We start from the raw sequence: 17,824 nt of genomic DNA on the forward strand, positions 1-17,824 counted from the left end.
TCATCCATTGCGTTGTGCGCTACCTGCAGCGCGTGCAGCGGCTCGGGGGGTGTCATGTTCTGATCTTGTAGCCGGTGCGCAGCAGGTGCACGGCCAGCAGGCTCACGAGCGCCCAGGCGGTGGCCACGATGGACAGGCTGAGCCAGGGCGAGACGTCGCTCTGGCCAAAAAACCCGTAGCGGAAGCCGTCGATCATGTAAAAGAACGGATTCAGGTGGCTCACCGCCTGCCAGAACGGCGGCAGCGACTGGATCGAATAGAACACGCCCGACAGGAACGTCATGGGCACGATGATGAAGTTCTGGAACGTGGCCATCTGGTCGAACTTGTCGGCCCACAGCCCGGCAATCACCCCCAGCGTGGCCAGCAGCGCGGCGCCCAGCACGCCAAACAGCACGATCCACAGCGGCGCGGCGAACTGCGGCGTGGCAAACGCCAGCGTGACCACGAAGACGCCCAGCCCCACCACGAGGCCGCGCAGCACCGAGGAGCCGACGTAGGCGCCGAACCAGGTCCAGTGCGACAGCGGCGTGAGCAGCTGGAACACCAGATTGCCCATGATCTTGCTTTGCACCAGGCTCGACGAGCTGTTGGCAAAGGCGTTTTGCAGCACGCTCATCATCACCAGGCCCGGCACCAGAAAGGCGACGTAGCCGATGCTGCCAAACACCACGCGGTCCTGCAGCACATGGCCGAAGATCAGCAGGTAGAGCACGGCGGTGAGCACCGGAGCGGCGACGGTCTGGAAGCCCACCTTCCAGAAGCGCAGCACCTCCTTGTAGAACAGCATCTGCCAGCCGGTCATGCGGCCTGCCCCGCCATGGCATCTGCGCTGGCGCCAGCACCGGCGTTGGCCATCACGTTCAGGAACACGTCCTCCAGGTCGGCGCGGCGCATTTCCATGTCCTGCACGTCGACGCCGGCCTCGCGCAGCACCGCCAGAGCGCGCTCGACGGCCTGCGCGTCTTCGGTGGGCAACTGCACGATGCGGCCCGTGACGCGCGCCACGGCCGCGATCTGCGGCGGCAGCGCGCTGTCGGTCTTGAACACGAGCACATTGCCCGAGGCCGCCTTGAGCAGCTCGCTGGTGCGGTCCAGTGCCACCACGCGGCCGCGCTTGAGCATGGCAATGCGGCCGCACAGCGCCTCGGCCTCTTCGAGGTAGTGCGTGGTCAGCAGCACGGTGTGGCCTTCCTTGTTCAGGCGCGCGACAAACTGCCACAGCGTCTGGCGCAGCTCCACGTCGACCCCGGCGGTGGGCTCGTCGAGCACGATGATGGGCGGCTTGTGCACCAGCGCCTGCGCCACCAGCACGCGCCGCTTCATGCCGCCCGAGAGCTGGCGCATGTTGGCGCCGGCCTTGTCGGCCAGGCCCAGGCTGTGCAGGAGCTCGTCGATCCAGGCGCCGTTGTTCTGCACGCCGAAATAGCCCGACTGGAAGCGCAGCGCCTCGCGCACATTGAAGAAGGGGTCGAACACCAGCTCCTGGGGCACCACGCCGAGCTTGCGGCGCGCGGCGGCATAGTCGGCCTGTACGTCGCAGCCCTGCACCAGCACGCGGCCGCTGCTGGCGCGCGCCAGGCCGGCGAGGATGCTGATGAGGGTGGTCTTGCCCGCGCCATTGGGCCCCAGGAGGCCGAAGAACTCGCCCTCCTCGATGTCCAGGCTGACGTGGTCGAGGGCCTGGAACGGCCCTTGGGGCGTGGTGTAGGTCTTGGAGACGGATTGGAAGGATACGGCGGGCATGTCAGCGGCCCATTTTACGGCCTGGGGGCCGCGCGCCGCCGCCGCGCAGCGCGGCGCTGGCACCCGCCCTGGGGGCATTGCCCACGGGGGTCAGGCTCATGCCGCGCTGGGCAGCAGGGGCGCCACGCCGTACAGCGCCGCCATGCGGGCCAGCGCGGGCGGCAGGCCCTTGATGGCAAAGGCCTGGCGCGCCGCCAGGGCCTCGCGCCGGCATTCGAGCAGCACGGCCAGCGCCGAGCTGTCGAAGACCTGCAGGGCGCTCGCGTCGACCACCAGCTGGGCGTCGGTGCGCCCGCGCATGCCCTGCAGCAGCATGCCCAGCGCGCCGCGCGCCTGGCGCTGCGTCAGTTCGGAAGGAAGCACGAGCAAGGCAGCCATCGCGGCTCAGCCCTTGGCGTTGCTCTTGTTGCGCTCGGACAGGCTCTGGATCAGCCCGTCGACGCCGCGGGCGTTGATTTCCTGCGCAAACTGGCTGCGGTAGGTTTCCACCAGCCACACGCCGAGCACGTTGAGGTTGTAGATCTTCCAGCCCGCGCCCGCCTTTTCAAGGCGGTAATCGAGCTGCACCGGGTCGCCGCGGCCGCCGCGCACCTCGGTGCGCACCAGCACATCCTTGTCCTCGGGCGCGGCGCGCAGCGGCTTGACGGTGACGGTCTGGTCGTTGAACTGCGACAGCGCGCCGGCATAGGTGCGCACCAGCAGGATCTTGAACTCGTCCTGCAGGCGCTGCTGCTGCGCCGGCGTGGCCTGGCGCCAGCCCGGCCCCACGGCCGCGGCCGTCATGCGCCGGAAGTTCACATAGGGCATGACGGTGCTGTCCACGAGGGCAATGACCTTCTGCACATCGCCGGACTGCAGCGACTTGTCGGTGCGCAAGGTGTCGAGCACCTGGTTCGACAGGCGCTGGATCAGCGCGTCGGGCGCCTCGTCCGCGGCGTGCGAAGACAGGGACAGCGCCAGCAACACAGCGGCACCGAGGCTGGCGGCCATGCGGCCCAGAAAACGTCGGTTCATTTCATTCCTTTCGTTGCAGCGTCAGCGGCTGCGGCGCTCAGTGGTCGGGCTCGGGCGGCAGCATGCCGCTGTTGTCATCGTTTTCATCATATTGCCCCGGACCGGGCGGCTCGCTGCGCTGTTCGCGCAGGCGCAGGTAGACATCGCGCGTGAAGCTGTACTTGTCGAGCGCCGCGGCATCGAGCACCTCGCCGGCGCGCAGCAGGCTCGCGCGCGTGTCGACCGCGCGCAGGCCATACAGGCTGTTGCGCGCCGACACCGGGGTCACCTGGCCGAGCAGGTTGCCCTGCCAGTCCACCGGCAGCGCGAGCGTGTCGCGCACGGTCGAAGGCCCCAGGATGGGCAGCACCAAATAGGGCCCCGTGGGCACGCCCCAGCGCGCCAGCGTGAGGCCAAAGTCCTGCTTGGCGCGGTCGATGCCCATTTCACTGGCCACATCGAACAGGCCGCCGATACCGAACACGGTGTTGACGTTGAAGCGCACCAGGCTGTTGAGGGCGGCTTCTGCGCGCAGCTGCAGCACGTTGTTGACGAACGACCAGGCATCGCCGAGGTTGGCAAAGAAGTTGCTCACCCCGGTGCGCGCCACGGCGGGCGTGAGGTCCGTGTAGGCCTGGGCCACGGGCTTGAGCACCGCATTATCGACCGCCTGGTTGAACTGCGCCATGCCCCGGTTGTAGGGCTCCAGCGGGTCGTTGCGCGGGCCCGTGGCGCAGCCGGCCAGCGCCAGCACCAGCGTGCCCACGGCCCAGGCGCGCAGGGGCGCGGGCGCGCGGGCGGCGCCGGCAGGGGTGGGATGGCAGGGATGTCCTGCGCGGGAAGAGGTGGTCATTTGTTGCTGCCCGCGGACGGCGTCGCGCCGTCCGCCGCCTTGCTGTAGAGGAACTGGCTGATGAGATTTTCCAACACCACGGCCGACTGCGTCGCCACCACCCGGTCGCCGTTGGCCAGGTGATGCTCGTCGGCACCGGCCTCGATGCCGATGTACTGCTCGCCCAGCAGGCCGCTGGTCAGGATCTTGAGTGAGCTGTCCTTGGGAAAAGCGTAGCGGTTTTCCAGCGCCAGCGTCACGCTGGCCTGGTAAGTCTTGTCGTCAAAGGTGATCGACTCGACGCGCCCGACCACCACGCCGGCGCTGCGCACCGCCGCCTTGGGCTTGAGGCCGCCGATGTTGTCAAAGCGCGCCGTGACCCGGTAGCCGGACTGGAAGTTGAGGCTGAGCAAATTGGCCGCCTGCAATGCCAGAAACACCAGCGCCACCGCGCCGAGCATGACGAACAGGCCCACCCAGACATCGTTTTTGGACTGTTGCATTGTTGGTTTTCCTTGTGCCGCGGGCCCCGGGCCCGCGTCAGAGACTGAACATGAGGGCCGTGAGGACAAAGTCCAGGCCCAGTACCGCCAGCGACGCCACCACCACGGTGCGCGTGGTCGCCCGCGACACGCCCTCGGGCGTCGGCTTCGCCGTGTAGCCCTGCAGCAGGGCGACGAAAGTGACCGTGAAGCCGAACACCAGGCTCTTGATGACGCCGTTGCCGACGTCCTTGAACACGTCCACACCGCCCTGCATCTGGCTCCAGAACGAGCCGGCATCGATGCCGAGCATCACGACCGCCACAAACCATCCGCCGAGCACGCCGACCGCGTTGAACACCAGGGCCAGCACCGGCATCGCAATGACGCCGCCCCAGAAGCGCGGCACCAGGATGCGGCGCACCGGGTCCACGGCCATCATCTCCATCGCGCTGAGCTGCTCGCCCGCGCGCATCAGGCCGATCTCGGCCGTGAGCGAGGTGCCGGCGCGCCCGGCAAACAGCAGCGCCGTGATGACCGGCCCCAGTTCGCGCACCAGCGACAGCGCCACAAGCAGGCCCAGCGCCTCGGTCGAGCCATAACGCTGCAAGGTGTAGTAGCCCTGCAGGCCGAGCACGAAGCCGACAAACAGGCCCGAAACGCCGATGATGGCCAGCGAATAATTGCCCAGGAAATGGATCTGGTCGCGCACCAAGCCGGGCCGCTGGAGCGCGGCGGGCAGCAGGCGCAGCAGCCGCGCCAGCAGTCGCGCGCCCATGCCGATGTCGGCGAGCTTGCGGCGCGCGGCAAAGCCCACGTCGGCCGGCTTGTACCAGCTCATGGTGTGCTCCCGGTCAGCGCGCCAAAGTCCTGCTCCACCGCAGGACCCGGGTAGTGGAACGGCACGGGCCCGGTGGGCAGCGCGTTGACGAACTGGTGCACCAGCGGGTCCTGGCTGCGCCGCACCTCGTCGGGCGTGCCCTGCGCGGCGATGGTGCCCGGCCCCAGGATGACGACATGGTCGGCCAGCGCGAACGTGGCCTCGAGGTCGTGCGACACCAGGATGGTGGTGAGGCCCATCGCATCGTTGAGCGCGCGGATCAGCTGCGCGGCCGTGCCGAGCGAGATCGGGTCCAGCCCCGCAAAGGGCTCGTCGTACATGATCAGCTCGGGGTCGAGCGCGATCGAGCGCGCGAGCGCCACGCGCCGGCCCATGCCGCCCGAGATCTGGCCCGGCATCAGGTCGCGCGCGCCGCGCAGGCCCACGGCATGCAGCTTCATCAGCACGATGTCGCGCACCAGCGGCTCGGGCAGGTCGGTGTGCTCGCGCAGCGGAAACGCCACGTTCTCGAACACGCTCATGTCGGTGAACAGGGCACCGTACTGGAACAGCATGCCCATGCGCCGGCGCGCGGCATAGAGGCCGTCAGCGTCCATGCGGCCCACGTCCTGGCCATCAAACAGCACCTCGCCGCGCTGGGCGCGCTGCTGGCCGCCGATCAGGCGCAGCACCGTGGTCTTGCCGCCGCCCGAGGCACCCATGATGGCCGTCACCTTGCCGCGCGGCACGGTGAGCGACAGCCCGTTCAGCACCGGCCGCTCGCCATAGCCGAAATGGACATCGCGCAGCTCGACCAGCGCGGGAGAGGTGGGCGGTGAAGAAGAGGACATGGATGGGGCAGACAGAAGCGCCGCACACAAAAAGAGGTGCGGCGCGTAACCTACATCATATAGGGAAAGCCCTGAGCTGCCGGACGGGTGTCAGATCCATGCAAATAGCAGGAAGTTATAATGATCGGTTCAGAAATGACCCGCTCGGCCGGCCGAGCGGACTGCTGTCAGCGTTGCTTTGGCGTACAAGCGCACAACGGAACGAGGGCGCGGCAATTGGGCCGGCAACGCTTCTCCCTTCCTTGTGTGCGCACGCCAGCGGCGCACGGGACGGTGGACACGGGCCCTCTGCCGCGTGCCCACCGGTTTTGCCAACCTCGCAAAAGGGAACCATTCCATGAAAAACTTCCAACAAGTCGTGCCCATCACTGCCGCCGTCCCGCGCCAGGCCACGGGCCTGCACCTGATCGGTGACCTGTACGGGTGCTTGTGCGACAGCCGCCTGATGCTCGACGCCGCCCACCTCGAAGCCTTCTGCAAGGCGCGCGTGGCCGACGCCGGCCTGACGTCGGTCGGCAGCCTGTTCCACAGCTTTGGCGAAGGCGGCGGCGTGACCGGCGTGGTCGTGCTGGCCGAGTCGCACCTGTCGATCCACACCTGGCCCGAGGCCGGCTACGTCACGCTCGACGTGTATGTGTGCAACTACTCCACCAACAACCGCCCGAAGGCGCAGAAGCTGTTCGACGATATCCAGGCGGCCTTCAGCCCGAGCGACCCGCACCTGCACCGCGTCGAGCGCGCCTGAAATGAAGCAACACCCCCCTGAGTCGCTTCGCGCCTTCCCCCCTCTCTGTCGCTATCGCGCGGAGGGGGGACACCGCCAGCGCGGCGGGGCGGCCCTTGCGCGGCGGTTGCTGGCATGGGCTGCGCCGGTTGCATGGGCTGCGTACGACGCATACAGAAGAAAGGAGCGTTGACATGGCCGGACCACGCTACGTGGCCGAGCGCCTGACGCCCGACTTCGGCTTTTACCTGCGCGAGGCCCAGCTGCTGGCGCAAAAGCAGTCACCGTGGCAGCACATCGAGGTGTTCGAGAACGCGCTGTTCGGCCGCGTGATGCGCATCGACGGCTGCTTCATGACGTCCGAGCGCGACGAATTCTTCTACCACGAGCCCATGGTGCACCTGCCCGCTATCGCCCATGCGGGTCCGCGCAGCGCGCTGGTGGTCGGCGGCGGCGACGGCGGCGCGGCCGAGGAGCTGCTCAAGCACCCGGGCATGGAGCGCGTGGTGCTGGCCGAGCTCGACGCCGACGTGGTGCAGCTCGCGCGCGAATGGCTCGGCAACATCCACCGCGGCGCCTTCGACGACCCGCGTCTGGAGCTGCGCCTGGGCGACGCGCGCGCGCTGATCGAGTCGTGCAGCGAGCGCTTCGACCAGATCGTGCTCGACCTGACCGACCCGTTCGGCCCGGCGCTCGACCTCTACACGGTGGAGTTCTACCAGGCCTGCCGGCGCGCGCTGAACCCCGGCGGCGTGCTGTCGCTGCACCTGGGCTCGCCGATCCACCTGCCCGGCTCGATGGCGCGCATCGCCGCCTCGCTGCGCGCGGCCTTCCCCATCGTGCGGCCCTACCTGCAGTACGTGCCGCTGTACGGCACGCTGTGGTGCATGGCGATGGCCTCGGACAGCACCGATCCGGCGCTGCTCGGCGCTGACGAGGTCGACGCGCGCATTGCCGCGCGCGGCCTGCAGGACTTGCAGCTCTACAACGGCGCCACGCACCAGGCGCTGCTGGCGCAGCCCAACTTCGTGCGCACCCTGCTGGCGCAGCCGGCGCAGCCGATCCACCGCGGCGGCACGCTCGACGAGGCCATCGACCCCGACAGCATTCCGGCCGTGGCCGTGCTGCCGGCCTGAAAAAACCCTGCCCGCGCGCGGCGGGCAGGAATATCGGTCAAATCGGCTTCCAACGCTTACCCAGCAAGCGCTGGAAGCTATCCTTTTCAAAGCATGTGGTTCAGGAAGGCGCGCGTGCGCTCGTGGCGCGGCTGGGCGAAGAATTCGGCGGCGGGCTGCGCCTCAAGGATTTCGCCCTGGTCCATGAAGACCACGCTGTTGGCGACCTCGCGCGCAAAACCCATCTCGTGCGTGACCACCAGCATCGTCATGCGCTCGTCGGCCAGCTGGCGCATCGTGCGCAGCACCTCGCCCGTGAGCTCGGGGTCGAGCGCTGACGTGGGCTCGTCGAACAGCATGATGTCGGGCTCCATGGCCAGCGCGCGCGCGATCGCCACGCGCTGCTTTTGCCCGCCCGACAGGCGCGCGGGGTAGCTGTCGCGCTTCTCGCTCAGGCCGACCTTGGCGAGCAAGGCCTCGGCCTTGGGCGTGATCTCGGCCGCCGACAGGCCCTTGACCACCATCGGTGCCTCGATGATGTTCTGCAGCACCGTGAGGTGCGGAAACAGGTTGAAGTGCTGGAACACCATGCCCATCTTGCGGCAGATGCGGCGCACCTGCGCGTCGGGCACGTAGCGGCAGTGCCCGTGGGCGTCGGTCGTGACCACCACCTCGCGCTCGATGGCGAGGTAGCCGCTGTCGATGGTTTCGAGGTGGTTGAGGCAGCGCAAAAAGGTGCTCTTGCCCGAGCCCGACGGCCCGATCACGGCCACGACCTCGCCGCGGTCCAGGCGCAGAGACACGTTCTTGAGCACCCGCGTGGGGCCGAAGCTCTTGCAGAGGCCGCGCGCCTCGATCATGGGCTCAGGCGTCGTGTTTGGCATAGCGGTTCTCCAGGCGCTGGAAGCCCCAGGTCAGCACCAGGGTCATGGTCAGATAGAAGGCGGCGGCGACGATGAACGGCGTGGTCGTGAAGTCGCGCTGCACGATGCCGCGCGCGGCGCGCAGCAGGTCGTTGAGCGCCAGCACGTAGATCAGCGAGGTGTCCTTGACCAGCGTGATGGTCTCGTTGCTCATGGGCGGCAGGATGCGGCGCACCATCTGCGGCAGCACGATGCGGCGCATGGTCTGGCCGTAGCCCATGCCCAGCACCTTGGCGGCCTCGTACTGGCCGCGGTCCACCGACTGGATGCCGGCGCGGAAGATTTCGGCGAAGTAGGCCGCGTAGTTGAGCGCAAACGCCAGCACGGCGGCCGGAAAGTCGGGCAGGCGCACGCCGATCACCGGAACGAAGGGCAGCGCGAAGTAGATGAACAGCATCTGCAGCATCAGCGGCGTGCCGCGCATCAGCCAGATGTAGCCGTTGACCAGCAGGCTCAGCGAGCGAAAGGGCGAGATGCGCGCCAGCGCCAGCGCCAGGCCCAGCGGCACGGCCAGCGCGAGCGTGATGAAGAAAAGCTTGAGCGTCACCGTGGCGCCTTGCCACAGTGGAGCCATCATTGAAAGCGCGTAGTCCATGCCCATTGCCTCAGGTTCCGCCCGTGCGCCGCGCCACGGACGGGGCGGCGCAAACGCAAAACACCGGCTGGCCGACGGGCGGCTCAGCCGGTGTGCTCAGCCCTGCAGAGGTTACTTGATGATGTCCTTGCCAAACCACTGGGTGGCGATCTTGGCCGAGGTGCCGTCCGCCTTCATGTCGACCAGGGCCTTGTCGAGCTTGCTGTGCAGGTCGGTGTCGTCCTTGCGCACGCCCACGCCGTAGTCTTCGGTGCCGAAGTGCTCGTCGAGCACGGCGTAGTCGGCGGGCTTCTTGGCCACGTAGTAGCGGCCCACCACCTCATCGACCACCACCGCGTCGAGGCGGCCCGTCGCCAGGTCCATCAGCGCCGTCACGTTGTCGCCGAAGGTCTTGAACTCCTTGAACGTCTGGAACACGGCATCGTCCTTCTTCACCGCGTCGACAGCGCTGCTGCCTTCCTGCGCGCCGACGACCTTGCCGGCCAGATCGGCCTTGGTCTTGACCGCGGAGCTGGCGCCCACCACGACGATCTGGTGGTTTTCCATGTAGGGGGCCGTGAAGTCGATGTTCTTCTTGCGCTCTTCGGTGATGGTCAGGCCGTTCCAGAGCACGTCCACGCGCTTGCTGTTGAGTTCGGCTTCCTTGGCGCTCCAGTCGATCGGCTTGAATTCGACCTCCACGCCCAGGCGCTTGCTGGCCTCACGGGCCATGTCGACGTCAAAACCGACCAGCTCGTTCTTTTCGTCGCGGAAACCCATGGGCGGAAAGTTGTCGTCCAGGCCGACCACGATCTTGGTGATGGCGGCGGGGGCCGGGGTCGACTCTGCGGCGGCCTGGGCGGCGGGCTCTTGCTTACCGCACGCGGCCAACAGGACGCCCATGGACAACAACAAAACAGCAGTGAGTTTTTTCATGGTGGGTGGAGTTTCCAGGGATAAAAACGGACGCAGGGCCCCACGCACAGGGCAGTCTGCCCTGCCGCGGGGGCCCCAGGAAGTCCGCATTGTCCCCGATATTCGGGTTAACCCCGAATCGCGCGGCACAAAACGCGCCCGCGGGAAAGGACTTCAGCGCGCCAGGCGATCAAGCCCCTCACGCAGCGACAGTGCGCCTGGCCGTGTCAGCGCGGCAGGTCGCTGAAACCCATCAGGAACTCGTCGACCGCGCGCGCTGCGGGCGGCCAGCCCGCAGCCCACTCCTGTCGCCCCTGGGGCGATTTGCGGGGGCCGGGCGCGGCCTGGTCAACGCGGCAGGTCGCTGAAACCCATCAGGAACTCGTCGACCGCGCGCGCGGCCTGGCGGCCCTCGCGAATCGCCCAGACGACCAGGCTCTGCCCGCGCCGGATGTCGCCTGCGGCGAACACCTTGGGCACGCTGGTGGCGTAGCCGCCGTCAAAGTCGGTGCTGGCGCGGGCATTGCCGCGCGCGTCCTTGTCGACGCCAAAGGCGTCGAGCACGGGGGCCACGGGGCTGACGAAGCCCATGGCCAGCAGCACCAGGTCGGCGGGGTGGTGCTGTTCGGTGCCCGGCACTTCGACCAGCCGGCCCTCCTTGAATTCGACCTGCACCGTGGTCAGGCCCTTGAGCTTGCCCTTCTCGCCCGTGAACTCCTTGGTGGAGATGGCGAAGGCGCGCGCGCAGCCCTCTTCGTGGCTGGAGCTGGTGCGCAGCTTGAGCGGCCAGTAGGGCCAGGTCAGCGGCCGGTTTTCCTCTTCTGGCGGCTGCGGCATGACCTCGAACTGCGTCACGCTGGCCGCGCCATGGCGGTTGCTGGTGCCCACGCAGTCGCTGCCGGTGTCGCCGCCGCCGATCACGATGACGTGCTTGCCGGTCGCTGAAATCTGGCCCTTGACCTTGTCGCCGGCGTTGACCTTGTTTTGCTGCGGCAGGAACTCCATGGCGAAGTGCACGCCGGCGAGGTCGCGCCCCGGCACCGGCAGGTCGCGCGACTGCTCGGCACCGCCGGCCAGCAGCACGGCGTCAAATTGCTGCTGCAGCTGTTCGGGCGTGATGGTTTCCTTGGCCCAGTTGGTGACCTTGGAACCCTGGCCCAGGCCGTCCTGCGCGGCGCCGACGAAGACGGCGGTGCGGAACCGCACGCCCTCGGCCTCCATCTGCGCCACGCGCTTGTCGATGTGGCTTTTTTCCATCTTGAAGTCGGGAATGCCATAGCGCAGCAGGCCGCCGATGCGGTCGTTCTTCTCGAACACGGTCACGCTGTGGCCGGCGCGCGCCAGCTGCTGGGCCGCGGCCAAGCCGGCCGGACCCGAACCGACCACGGCCACCGTTTTGCCCGTCTGGTGGCGGGCCGGCTGCGGCGTGACCCAGCCGTGCTCCCAGGCGCGGTCGATGATGGCGTGCTCGATGCTCTTGATGCCAACGGGATCGTCGTTCACGTTCAGCACGCAGGCCGCCTCGCAGGGCGCGGGGCAGATGCGGCCGGTGAACTCGGGGAAGTTGTTGGTCGAGTCGAGCACGGCAAAGGCGCTCTTCCAGTCGCTCTGGTAGACCAGATCGTTGAAGTCCGGAATGACGTTGTTGACCGGGCAGCCACTGTTGCAAAACGGCGTGCCGCAGTCCATGCAGCGCGCCGCCTGCACCTTGGCCTGCGCGTCGTCGAGGCCGATGACGAATTCCTTGTAGCTCTTGACGCGCTCGGGCACGGGCCGGTAGCCCTCCTCGATGCGCTCGTATTCCATGAAGCCGGTGGTCTTTCCCATGTCCGTGTCCTAGTGAATGCTGTGCGTGGCGTGTGGCAAACCGGCTTACTTGGCCGCCACCGCTTCGTTTTCAGGAGCTGCAACCGCAGGCGTGGCGGCGTCTTCGAGCACTTTTCGCTCATACATCTCGGACAGCGCGCGCTTGTACTCGGTCGGGAAGACCTTGACGAACTTGGCGCGCGAAGCGGCCCAGTGGTCGAGCAGCTCGCGTGCGCGCTTGCTGCCGGTCCAGCGGTTGTGGTCCTCCAGCATCTTCTTGAGCAGCGCCTCGTCGGTCTTGCCCTGGTGGCGGGCGTGCGGGTGCGTGGCGAGCTGCTCGTCGCTGGGCACGATGCGCTCGAGCGCCACCATGGCCATGTTGCAGCGCATGTGGAACTGGCCGTCCTCGTCGTAGACATAGGCCACGCCGCCGCTCATGCCGGCGGCAAAGTTGCGCCCGGTCTTGCCGAGCACCACCACGGTGCCGCCCGTCATGTACTCGCAGCCATGGTCGCCCGTGCCCTCGACCACCGCCGTGGCGCCCGACAGGCGCACGGCAAAGCGCTCGCCGGCCACGCCGCTGAAGAAGGCCTCGCCGCTGGTCGCGCCGTACAGCACGGTGTTGCCGACGATGGTGTTGCGCGCCGCCTCGCCGCGGAAGTCCAGGCTCGGTCGCACCACGATGCGGCCGCCCGAGAGGCCCTTGCCGGTGTAGTCGTTGGCGTCGCCGATCAGGCTCAGCGTGATGCCACGCGCGAGGAAGGCGCCAAAGGACTGCCCGCCCGTGCCCTCGAACTGGATGCGGATGGTGTCGTCGGGCAGGCCCTCGGGGTGCTGGCGCGTGACCGCGCCCGAGAGCATGGCGCCCACGGTGCGGTTGACATTGCGCGCCACCTCCATGATCTGCACGCGCTCGCCGTGTTCGATGGCGGGGCGGCAGCGTTCGATCAGCTTGCGGTCGAGCGTGTGGCCCAGGTTGTGGTCCTGCTCTTCGGTGTGGTAGCGCGGCACGTCGGCGCCCACCAGCGGCTGGGCAAACAGGCGGCTGAAGTCCAGGCCGCTGGCCTTCCAGTGTTCGATGCCGGCGCGCATGTCGAGCAGGTCGGTGCGGCCGATCAGCTCGTCGAACTTGCGGATGCCCAGCTGCGCCATGATCTGGCGCACTTCCTCGGCGACGAAGAAGAAGTAGTTGACGACGTGCTCGGGCTTGCCCGAAAACTTGGCGCGCAAGGCCGGGTCCTGCGTGGCCACGCCCACCGGGCAGGTGTTGAGGTGGCACTTGCGCATCATGATGCAGCCCTCGACCACCAGCGGCGCGGTGGCAAAGCCGAACTCGTCGGCGCCGAGCAGCGCGCCGATGGCGACGTCGCGGCCGGTCTTCATCTGGCCGTCGGCCTGCACGCGGATGCGCCCGCGCAGGCGGTTCAAGACCAGCGTCTGCTGGGTCTCGGCCAGGCCGATCTCCCAGGGGCTGCCGGCGTGCTTGATCGACGACCAGGGCGAGGCGCCCGTGCCGCCGTCGTGGCCCGCGATCACCACGTGATCGCTCTTGCACTTGGCGACGCCCGCGGCGACCGTGCCCACGCCCACTTCGGAGACGAGCTTGACGCTGATGCTGGCGTGCGGCGCCACGTTCTTGAGGTCGTGGATCAGCTGCGCCAGGTCTTCGATCGAATAGATGTCGTGGTGCGGCGGCGGCGAGATCAGGCCTACGCCGGGCACGCTGTGGCGCAGCTTGCCGATGTATTCGCTCACCTTGCCGCCGGGCAGCTGGCCGCCCTCGCCGGGCTTGGCGCCCTGGGCCATCTTGATCTGGATCTGGTCGGCCGACGAGAGGTATTCGGCCGTGACGCCAAAGCGGCCCGACGCCACCTGCTTGATGCGGCTGCGCAGCGAGTCGCCGTCCTGCAGCGGCAGGTCGACCTCGACGTTCTCGGCGCCGATCACGCTCTTGAGCGTGTCGCCGACCTTGATCGGGATGCCCTTGAGCTCGTTGCGGTAGCGCGCCGCATCCTCGCCGCCCTCGCCGGTGTTGCTCTTGCCACCGATGCGGTTCATGGCGACGGCCAGCGTGGCGTGGGCTTCGGTGCTGATCGAGCCGAGCGACATGGCGCCGGTGGCAAAGCGCTTGACGATCTCCTTGGCGGGCTCGACCTCGTCGATGGCAATGGCCTGGGCCGGGTCGAACTTGAACTCGAACAGGCCGCGCAGCGTCATGTGGCGGCGGCTCTGGTCGTTCACCAGCTGGGCGTATTCCTTGTACGTATTCCAGTGGTTGGCGCGCGTGCTGTGCTGCAGCTTGGCAATGGTGTCGGGCGTCCACATGTGCTCTTCGCCGCGCGCGCGCCAGGCGTATTCGCCGCCGGCGTCAAGCATGTGCGCGAGCAGCGGGTCGCCACCGAACGCCGCCTTGTGCATGCGGATGGCCTCTTCGGCGATCTCGAACACGCCAATGCCTTCGACGCGGCTGGCCGTGCCGGTGAAGTACTTGGCCACGGTGGCGCTGTTGATGCCGATGGCCTCGAACAGCTGCGCGCCGCAGTAGCTCATGTAGGTGCTCACGCCCATCTTGGACATGATCTTGGACAGGCCCTTGCCGATGGCCTTGGTGTAGTTGGCGATGGCCTTGTCGGCCGACAGGTCGCCCGCCAGACCCTTGTGCATGTCGGCCAGCGTTTCGAGCGCCAGGTAGGGGTGCACGGCCTCGGCGCCGTAGCCGGCGAGCACGGCGAAGTGGTGCACCTCGCGCGCGGTGCCGGTCTCGACCACCAGGCCGGCCGTCGTGCGCAGGCCCTTGGCGACCAGGTGCTGGTGGATGGCCGAGAGCGCGAGCAGCGCCGGGATGGCCACCTGGGTGCTGCTGATGCCGCGGTCGCTGATGATCAGGATGTTGGCGCCGCCCTTGATCGCGTCCACCGCCTGCGCGCACAGCGAGGCGAGCTTGGCTTCCACGCCCTGCTTGCCCCAGGCCAGCGGGTAGGTGATGTCGATGGTGGCGCTCTTGAACTTGCCCTGCGTGTGTTTTTCAATGTCGCGCAGCTTGGCGATGGCGGCGAAATCGAGCACGGGCTGGCTCACTTCGAGCCGCATCGGCGGGTTGACCTGGTTGATGTCGAGCAGGTTCGGCTTGGGGCCGATGAAGCTGTTGAGCGACATCACGATGGCCTCGCGGATCGGGTCGATCGGCGGGTTCGTCACCTGCGCGAACAGCTGCTTGAAGTAGTGGTAGAGCGGCTTGTTCTTGTCCGAGAGCACGGCCAGCGGGCTGTCGTTGCCCATGGAGCCGATGCCCTCCTCACCGTTCTTGGCCATGGGCGCGAGCAGGAACTTGAGGTCTTCCTGCGTGGTGCCAAAGGCCTGCTGGCGGTCGAGCAGGGGCAGCGGGTGGGCGGGCGCAGGCACGGGCGCGTCCAGCACGATGCTGTCGAGCTTGATGCGCAGGTTCTCGATCCACTGCTTGTAGGGCTTGGTGTTGACGATGTTGGCCTTGAGCTCGTCGTCGTCGATCATGCGGCCCTGCTCCAGGTCGATCAGCAGCATCTTGCCCGGCTGCAGGCGCCATTTGCGCACGATGCGGTTCTCGGGCACGGGCAGCACGCCCGACTCGGACGCGAGGATCACCAGGTCGTCGTCGGTCACGCAGTAGCGGGACGGCCGCAGGCCGTTGCGGTCGAGCGTGGCGCCGATCTGGCGGCCGTCGGTGAAGACGATGGAGGCCGGGCCGTCCCAGGGCTCGAGCATGGCGGCGTGGTACTCGTAGAACGCGCGCCGGCGCGGGTCCATGGTCGTGTGCTGCTCCCAGGGCTCGGGGATCATCATCATCACGGCCTGGCTGATCGGGTAGCCGGCCATGGTCAGCAATTCGAGGCAGTTGTCGAACGTGGCCGTGTCCGACTGGTCGGCGAAGCTGATCGGGTAGAGCTTTTGCAGGTCGGCCGCCAGCACGGGCGACGCCATCACGCCCTCGCGCGCCTTCATCCAGTTGTAGTTGCCCTTGACGGTGTTGATCTCGCCGTTGTGCGCCACGTAGCGGTACGGGTGGGCCAGCGGCCACTCGGGGAAGGTGTTGGTCGAGAAGCGCTGGTGCACCAGGCCGAGCGCCGAGACACAGCGCACGTCCTGCAGGTCGAGGTAGTACTTGCCCACCTGGTCGGCCAGCAGCAGGCCCTTGTAGATCACGGTGCGGCTGCTCATGCTGGGCACGTAATACTCTTTGCTGTGCTTGAGCCGCAGCGCCTGGATGGCGGCGCTGGCGGTCTTGCGGATCACATAGAGCTTGCGCTCGAGCGCGTCCTGCACGATCACGTCGCTGCCGCGGCCGATGAACACCTGGCGCAGGATGGGCTCTTTCGCGCGCACGGTGGGCGACATCGGCATGTCCTTGTCCACCGGCACATCGCGCCAGCCCAGCAGCACCTGGCCTTCGGCGCGGATGGCACGCTCCATCTCCTGCTCGCAGGCCAGACGCGAAGCGTGCTCCTTGGGCAGAAAGATCATGCCGACGCCGTACTCGCCCGCGGCGGGCAGCGTGACACCCACGGAACCGTCCGGGGCCGTTCCGGCCCGGGCCATCTCCTCGCGGTAGAGCGCGTCGGGAATCTGGATCAGAATGCCCGCGCCATCGCCCATCAGCTTGTCGGCCCCCACCGCGCCGCGGTGGTCGATGTTCTCGAGGATCTTCAGCGCCTGCGTGACGATGTCGTGGCGCTTCTCGCCCTGGATATGGGCCACAAAGCCCAGCCCGCAGGCATCGTGCTCATGCCCGGCCGCATACAGGCCGTGTTGTGTCAGGTGCGCAATTTCAGCCGCGGTGGTCATGGTGTGCATCTCTTGTGTGTTCACAGAAACACAAGATTAGTGCAATGCAACATACGGGTGCAAGCAAAATAATAGGGGTCAGATTCCAATTAAATGAACTAATTAACCCATCTATTTAAATTAGGGACGAATCAAATTCAATAGCAAATAGTTAAGACATACAAAGGGATGCGAGGCTATTTGACCATGATTTTTCGCACGCTAGGCGGCCGCCCTGGCTTGGCTTTGGTAACGCGGCGTGGCGATTTTTTTTGCAAGGCCGCGACAAAATCCGCACTTCCCAGAGCCCAGCCGCGCAAGGCCGCGTCGGTCAGCGCCACCTGCTCGCCATGGCCGATGCCTGCCTGCACCAGCGCGGCATAAGCGGCCTCGCGCGCAAAGGGCGTGTTGCCCAGCGCCCAGTACAGCGCATGCGGCGTGACCAGCTTGTCGCTGCGCTGGCCCAGGTGGTGGGCATGGCTGGACCAGGGCCAGGCACCCGGCTGCGCCACCCTGCCGGCGCGCACCGGGTTCAGGTCGAGGTAGACCATGCAGGCCAGCAGGTAGCGCTCGGTCTCGATCAGCGTCGAACGGTAGCGCCCTTCCCACAGCGTGCCAGAGCGGCCATGGCGCTGGTTGAAAGTGCGCACATAGCTGCGCCCCACGGCCTGCATCATCAGCGGCAGCGCCTCGGCGGTGGACGGTGTGGCCAGCAGGTGGAAGTGGTTGTCCATCAGCACATAGGCATGCACCGCCACGCCGAACTTTTGCGCGCTCTCGGTCAAGAGCGCGAGCATGGTCTCGAAGTCCTGTTTGTCCGCAAAGATCATCTGGCGGTTGTTGCCGCGCTGGATGATGTGGTGCGGGTAGCCGGGCAGGGTCAGACGGGGCAGGCGGGCCATGGGAAGTTCCAGAGAGGACGATGTGCGCAATTTTAAATTGGTGTCTGACCCCGATTAGATTGATTAGTTGTGCGCTTGTTGCCGAGGGCGGAGGCCGGATCTCGCCTCGGCGGGCGGCTTTTCTTGGGTTCCTTGCGTTTATTGACGATGTGCCCTTCGCTGGGGGCAGAGGCCGGGTCTCGCCCCGGCGGGCGAGGTACTTTTCTTTGCTTCGCCAAAGAAAAGTACCCAAAAGAAAGGCGACCCGAAGTCTGCGCCCCCAGCGCTGCGCGCTGGGGCACCCTGCGGTGCTCGCGCCCAGCGGGGTCTCGCTCCAACTCGCCACTGCGTGGCTCAAACAGTCG

At 67.3% G+C, this 17,824-nt stretch carries 16 protein-coding genes; 2 read left to right on the forward strand and 14 right to left on the reverse strand.

The window, feature by feature from the left end:
• Positions 1-52: 52 nt before the first annotated feature.
• The 8 genes from B2J86_RS04135 to B2J86_RS04170 all read right to left on the reverse strand — a co-directional run bounded on the left by B2J86_RS04135 (position 53) and on the right by B2J86_RS04170 (position 5,724).
• Positions 53-805: an ABC transporter permease gene (locus B2J86_RS04135; RefSeq protein ID WP_169169976.1), complete on the reverse strand. Its 753-nt coding sequence runs from the start codon at positions 803-805 to the stop codon at positions 53-55.
• Positions 802-1,746, reverse strand: coding sequence for an ABC transporter ATP-binding protein (locus B2J86_RS04140; RefSeq protein WP_169169975.1), 945 nt, complete (start codon positions 1,744-1,746; stop codon positions 802-804). Before B2J86_RS04140 ends, B2J86_RS04135 begins: the two co-directional genes overlap by 4 nt.
• A 96-nt stretch (positions 1,747-1,842) precedes the next feature.
• On the reverse strand, positions 1,843-2,115 hold the full coding sequence (locus B2J86_RS04145) for a lipid asymmetry maintenance protein MlaB (RefSeq protein ID WP_169169993.1): 273 nt from the start codon (positions 2,113-2,115) through the stop codon (positions 1,843-1,845).
• A gap of 15 nt (positions 2,116-2,130) precedes the next feature.
• The gene (locus tag B2J86_RS04150; protein ID WP_169169974.1) at positions 2,131-2,760 is read right to left on the reverse strand and encodes a phospholipid-binding protein MlaC; all 630 of its coding nucleotides are present in this window, start codon (positions 2,758-2,760) and stop codon (positions 2,131-2,133) included.
• A 37-nt stretch (positions 2,761-2,797) separates the two neighbouring features.
• A complete protein-coding gene (locus B2J86_RS04155) occupies positions 2,798-3,592 on the reverse strand; it encodes a VacJ family lipoprotein (protein WP_169169973.1) in 795 nt (264 codons plus the stop codon).
• Complete coding sequence (mlaD, locus tag B2J86_RS04160; protein ID WP_169169972.1) at positions 3,589-4,074, reverse strand: outer membrane lipid asymmetry maintenance protein MlaD; 486 nt, start codon at positions 4,072-4,074, stop codon at positions 3,589-3,591. The genes B2J86_RS04155 and mlaD overlap by 4 nt, the downstream gene beginning before the upstream one ends.
• Positions 4,075-4,111: 37 nt before the next feature.
• Positions 4,112-4,894 (reverse strand): lipid asymmetry maintenance ABC transporter permease subunit MlaE, encoded by a 783-nt coding sequence (gene mlaE / locus B2J86_RS04165; RefSeq protein ID WP_169169971.1) that lies wholly within the window; start codon positions 4,892-4,894, stop codon positions 4,112-4,114.
• Entirely contained in the window at positions 4,891-5,724 is an 834-nt protein-coding gene (locus tag B2J86_RS04170) for an ABC transporter ATP-binding protein (protein WP_169169970.1), read from the reverse strand. Before B2J86_RS04170 ends, mlaE begins: the two co-directional genes overlap by 4 nt.
• Before the next feature lie 337 nt (positions 5,725-6,061).
• On the opposite strand from B2J86_RS04170, the gene speD reads away from it, so the two are divergent.
• Positions 6,062-6,469, forward strand: coding sequence for an adenosylmethionine decarboxylase (speD, locus tag B2J86_RS04175; protein ID WP_169169969.1), 408 nt, complete (start codon positions 6,062-6,064; stop codon positions 6,467-6,469).
• Positions 6,470-6,642: 173 nt separating this feature from the next.
• On the forward strand, positions 6,643-7,584 hold the full coding sequence (gene speE / locus B2J86_RS04180) for a polyamine aminopropyltransferase (RefSeq protein WP_169169968.1): 942 nt from the start codon (positions 6,643-6,645) through the stop codon (positions 7,582-7,584).
• 86 nt (positions 7,585-7,670) lie between these two features.
• On the opposite strand, the gene B2J86_RS04185 is transcribed toward speE, so the two are convergent.
• The 6 genes from B2J86_RS04185 to B2J86_RS04210 form a co-directional block, all read right to left on the reverse strand.
• Positions 7,671-8,447, reverse strand: a complete 777-nt coding sequence (locus B2J86_RS04185; RefSeq protein WP_169169967.1) for an amino acid ABC transporter ATP-binding protein — start codon at positions 8,445-8,447, stop codon at positions 7,671-7,673.
• Positions 8,428-9,081, reverse strand: coding sequence for an amino acid ABC transporter permease (locus B2J86_RS04190; protein WP_169169966.1), 654 nt, complete (start codon positions 9,079-9,081; stop codon positions 8,428-8,430). The genes B2J86_RS04185 and B2J86_RS04190 overlap by 20 nt, the downstream gene beginning before the upstream one ends.
• 111 nt (positions 9,082-9,192) lie before the next feature.
• Positions 9,193-9,996, reverse strand: a complete 804-nt coding sequence (locus tag B2J86_RS04195) for an amino acid ABC transporter substrate-binding protein (RefSeq protein ID WP_169169965.1) — start codon at positions 9,994-9,996, stop codon at positions 9,193-9,195.
• 327 nt (positions 9,997-10,323) lie between these two features.
• The gene (locus B2J86_RS04200) at positions 10,324-11,802 is read right to left on the reverse strand and encodes a glutamate synthase subunit beta (RefSeq protein WP_173024779.1); all 1,479 of its coding nucleotides are present in this window, start codon (positions 11,800-11,802) and stop codon (positions 10,324-10,326) included.
• A 45-nt stretch (positions 11,803-11,847) separates the two neighbouring features.
• The gene (locus B2J86_RS04205; protein ID WP_173024780.1) at positions 11,848-16,599 is read right to left on the reverse strand and encodes a glutamate synthase-related protein; all 4,752 of its coding nucleotides are present in this window, start codon (positions 16,597-16,599) and stop codon (positions 11,848-11,850) included.
• Positions 16,600-16,775: 176 nt separating this feature from the next.
• Positions 16,776-17,480 (reverse strand): transposase, encoded by a 705-nt coding sequence (locus B2J86_RS04210; RefSeq protein WP_173024781.1) that lies wholly within the window; start codon positions 17,478-17,480, stop codon positions 16,776-16,778.
• Positions 17,481-17,824: the final 344 nt, after the last annotated feature.

The organism is Acidovorax sp. SRB_14 (assembly GCF_012932145.1).
Classification (GTDB): domain Bacteria; phylum Pseudomonadota; class Gammaproteobacteria; order Burkholderiales; family Burkholderiaceae_C; genus Simplicispira.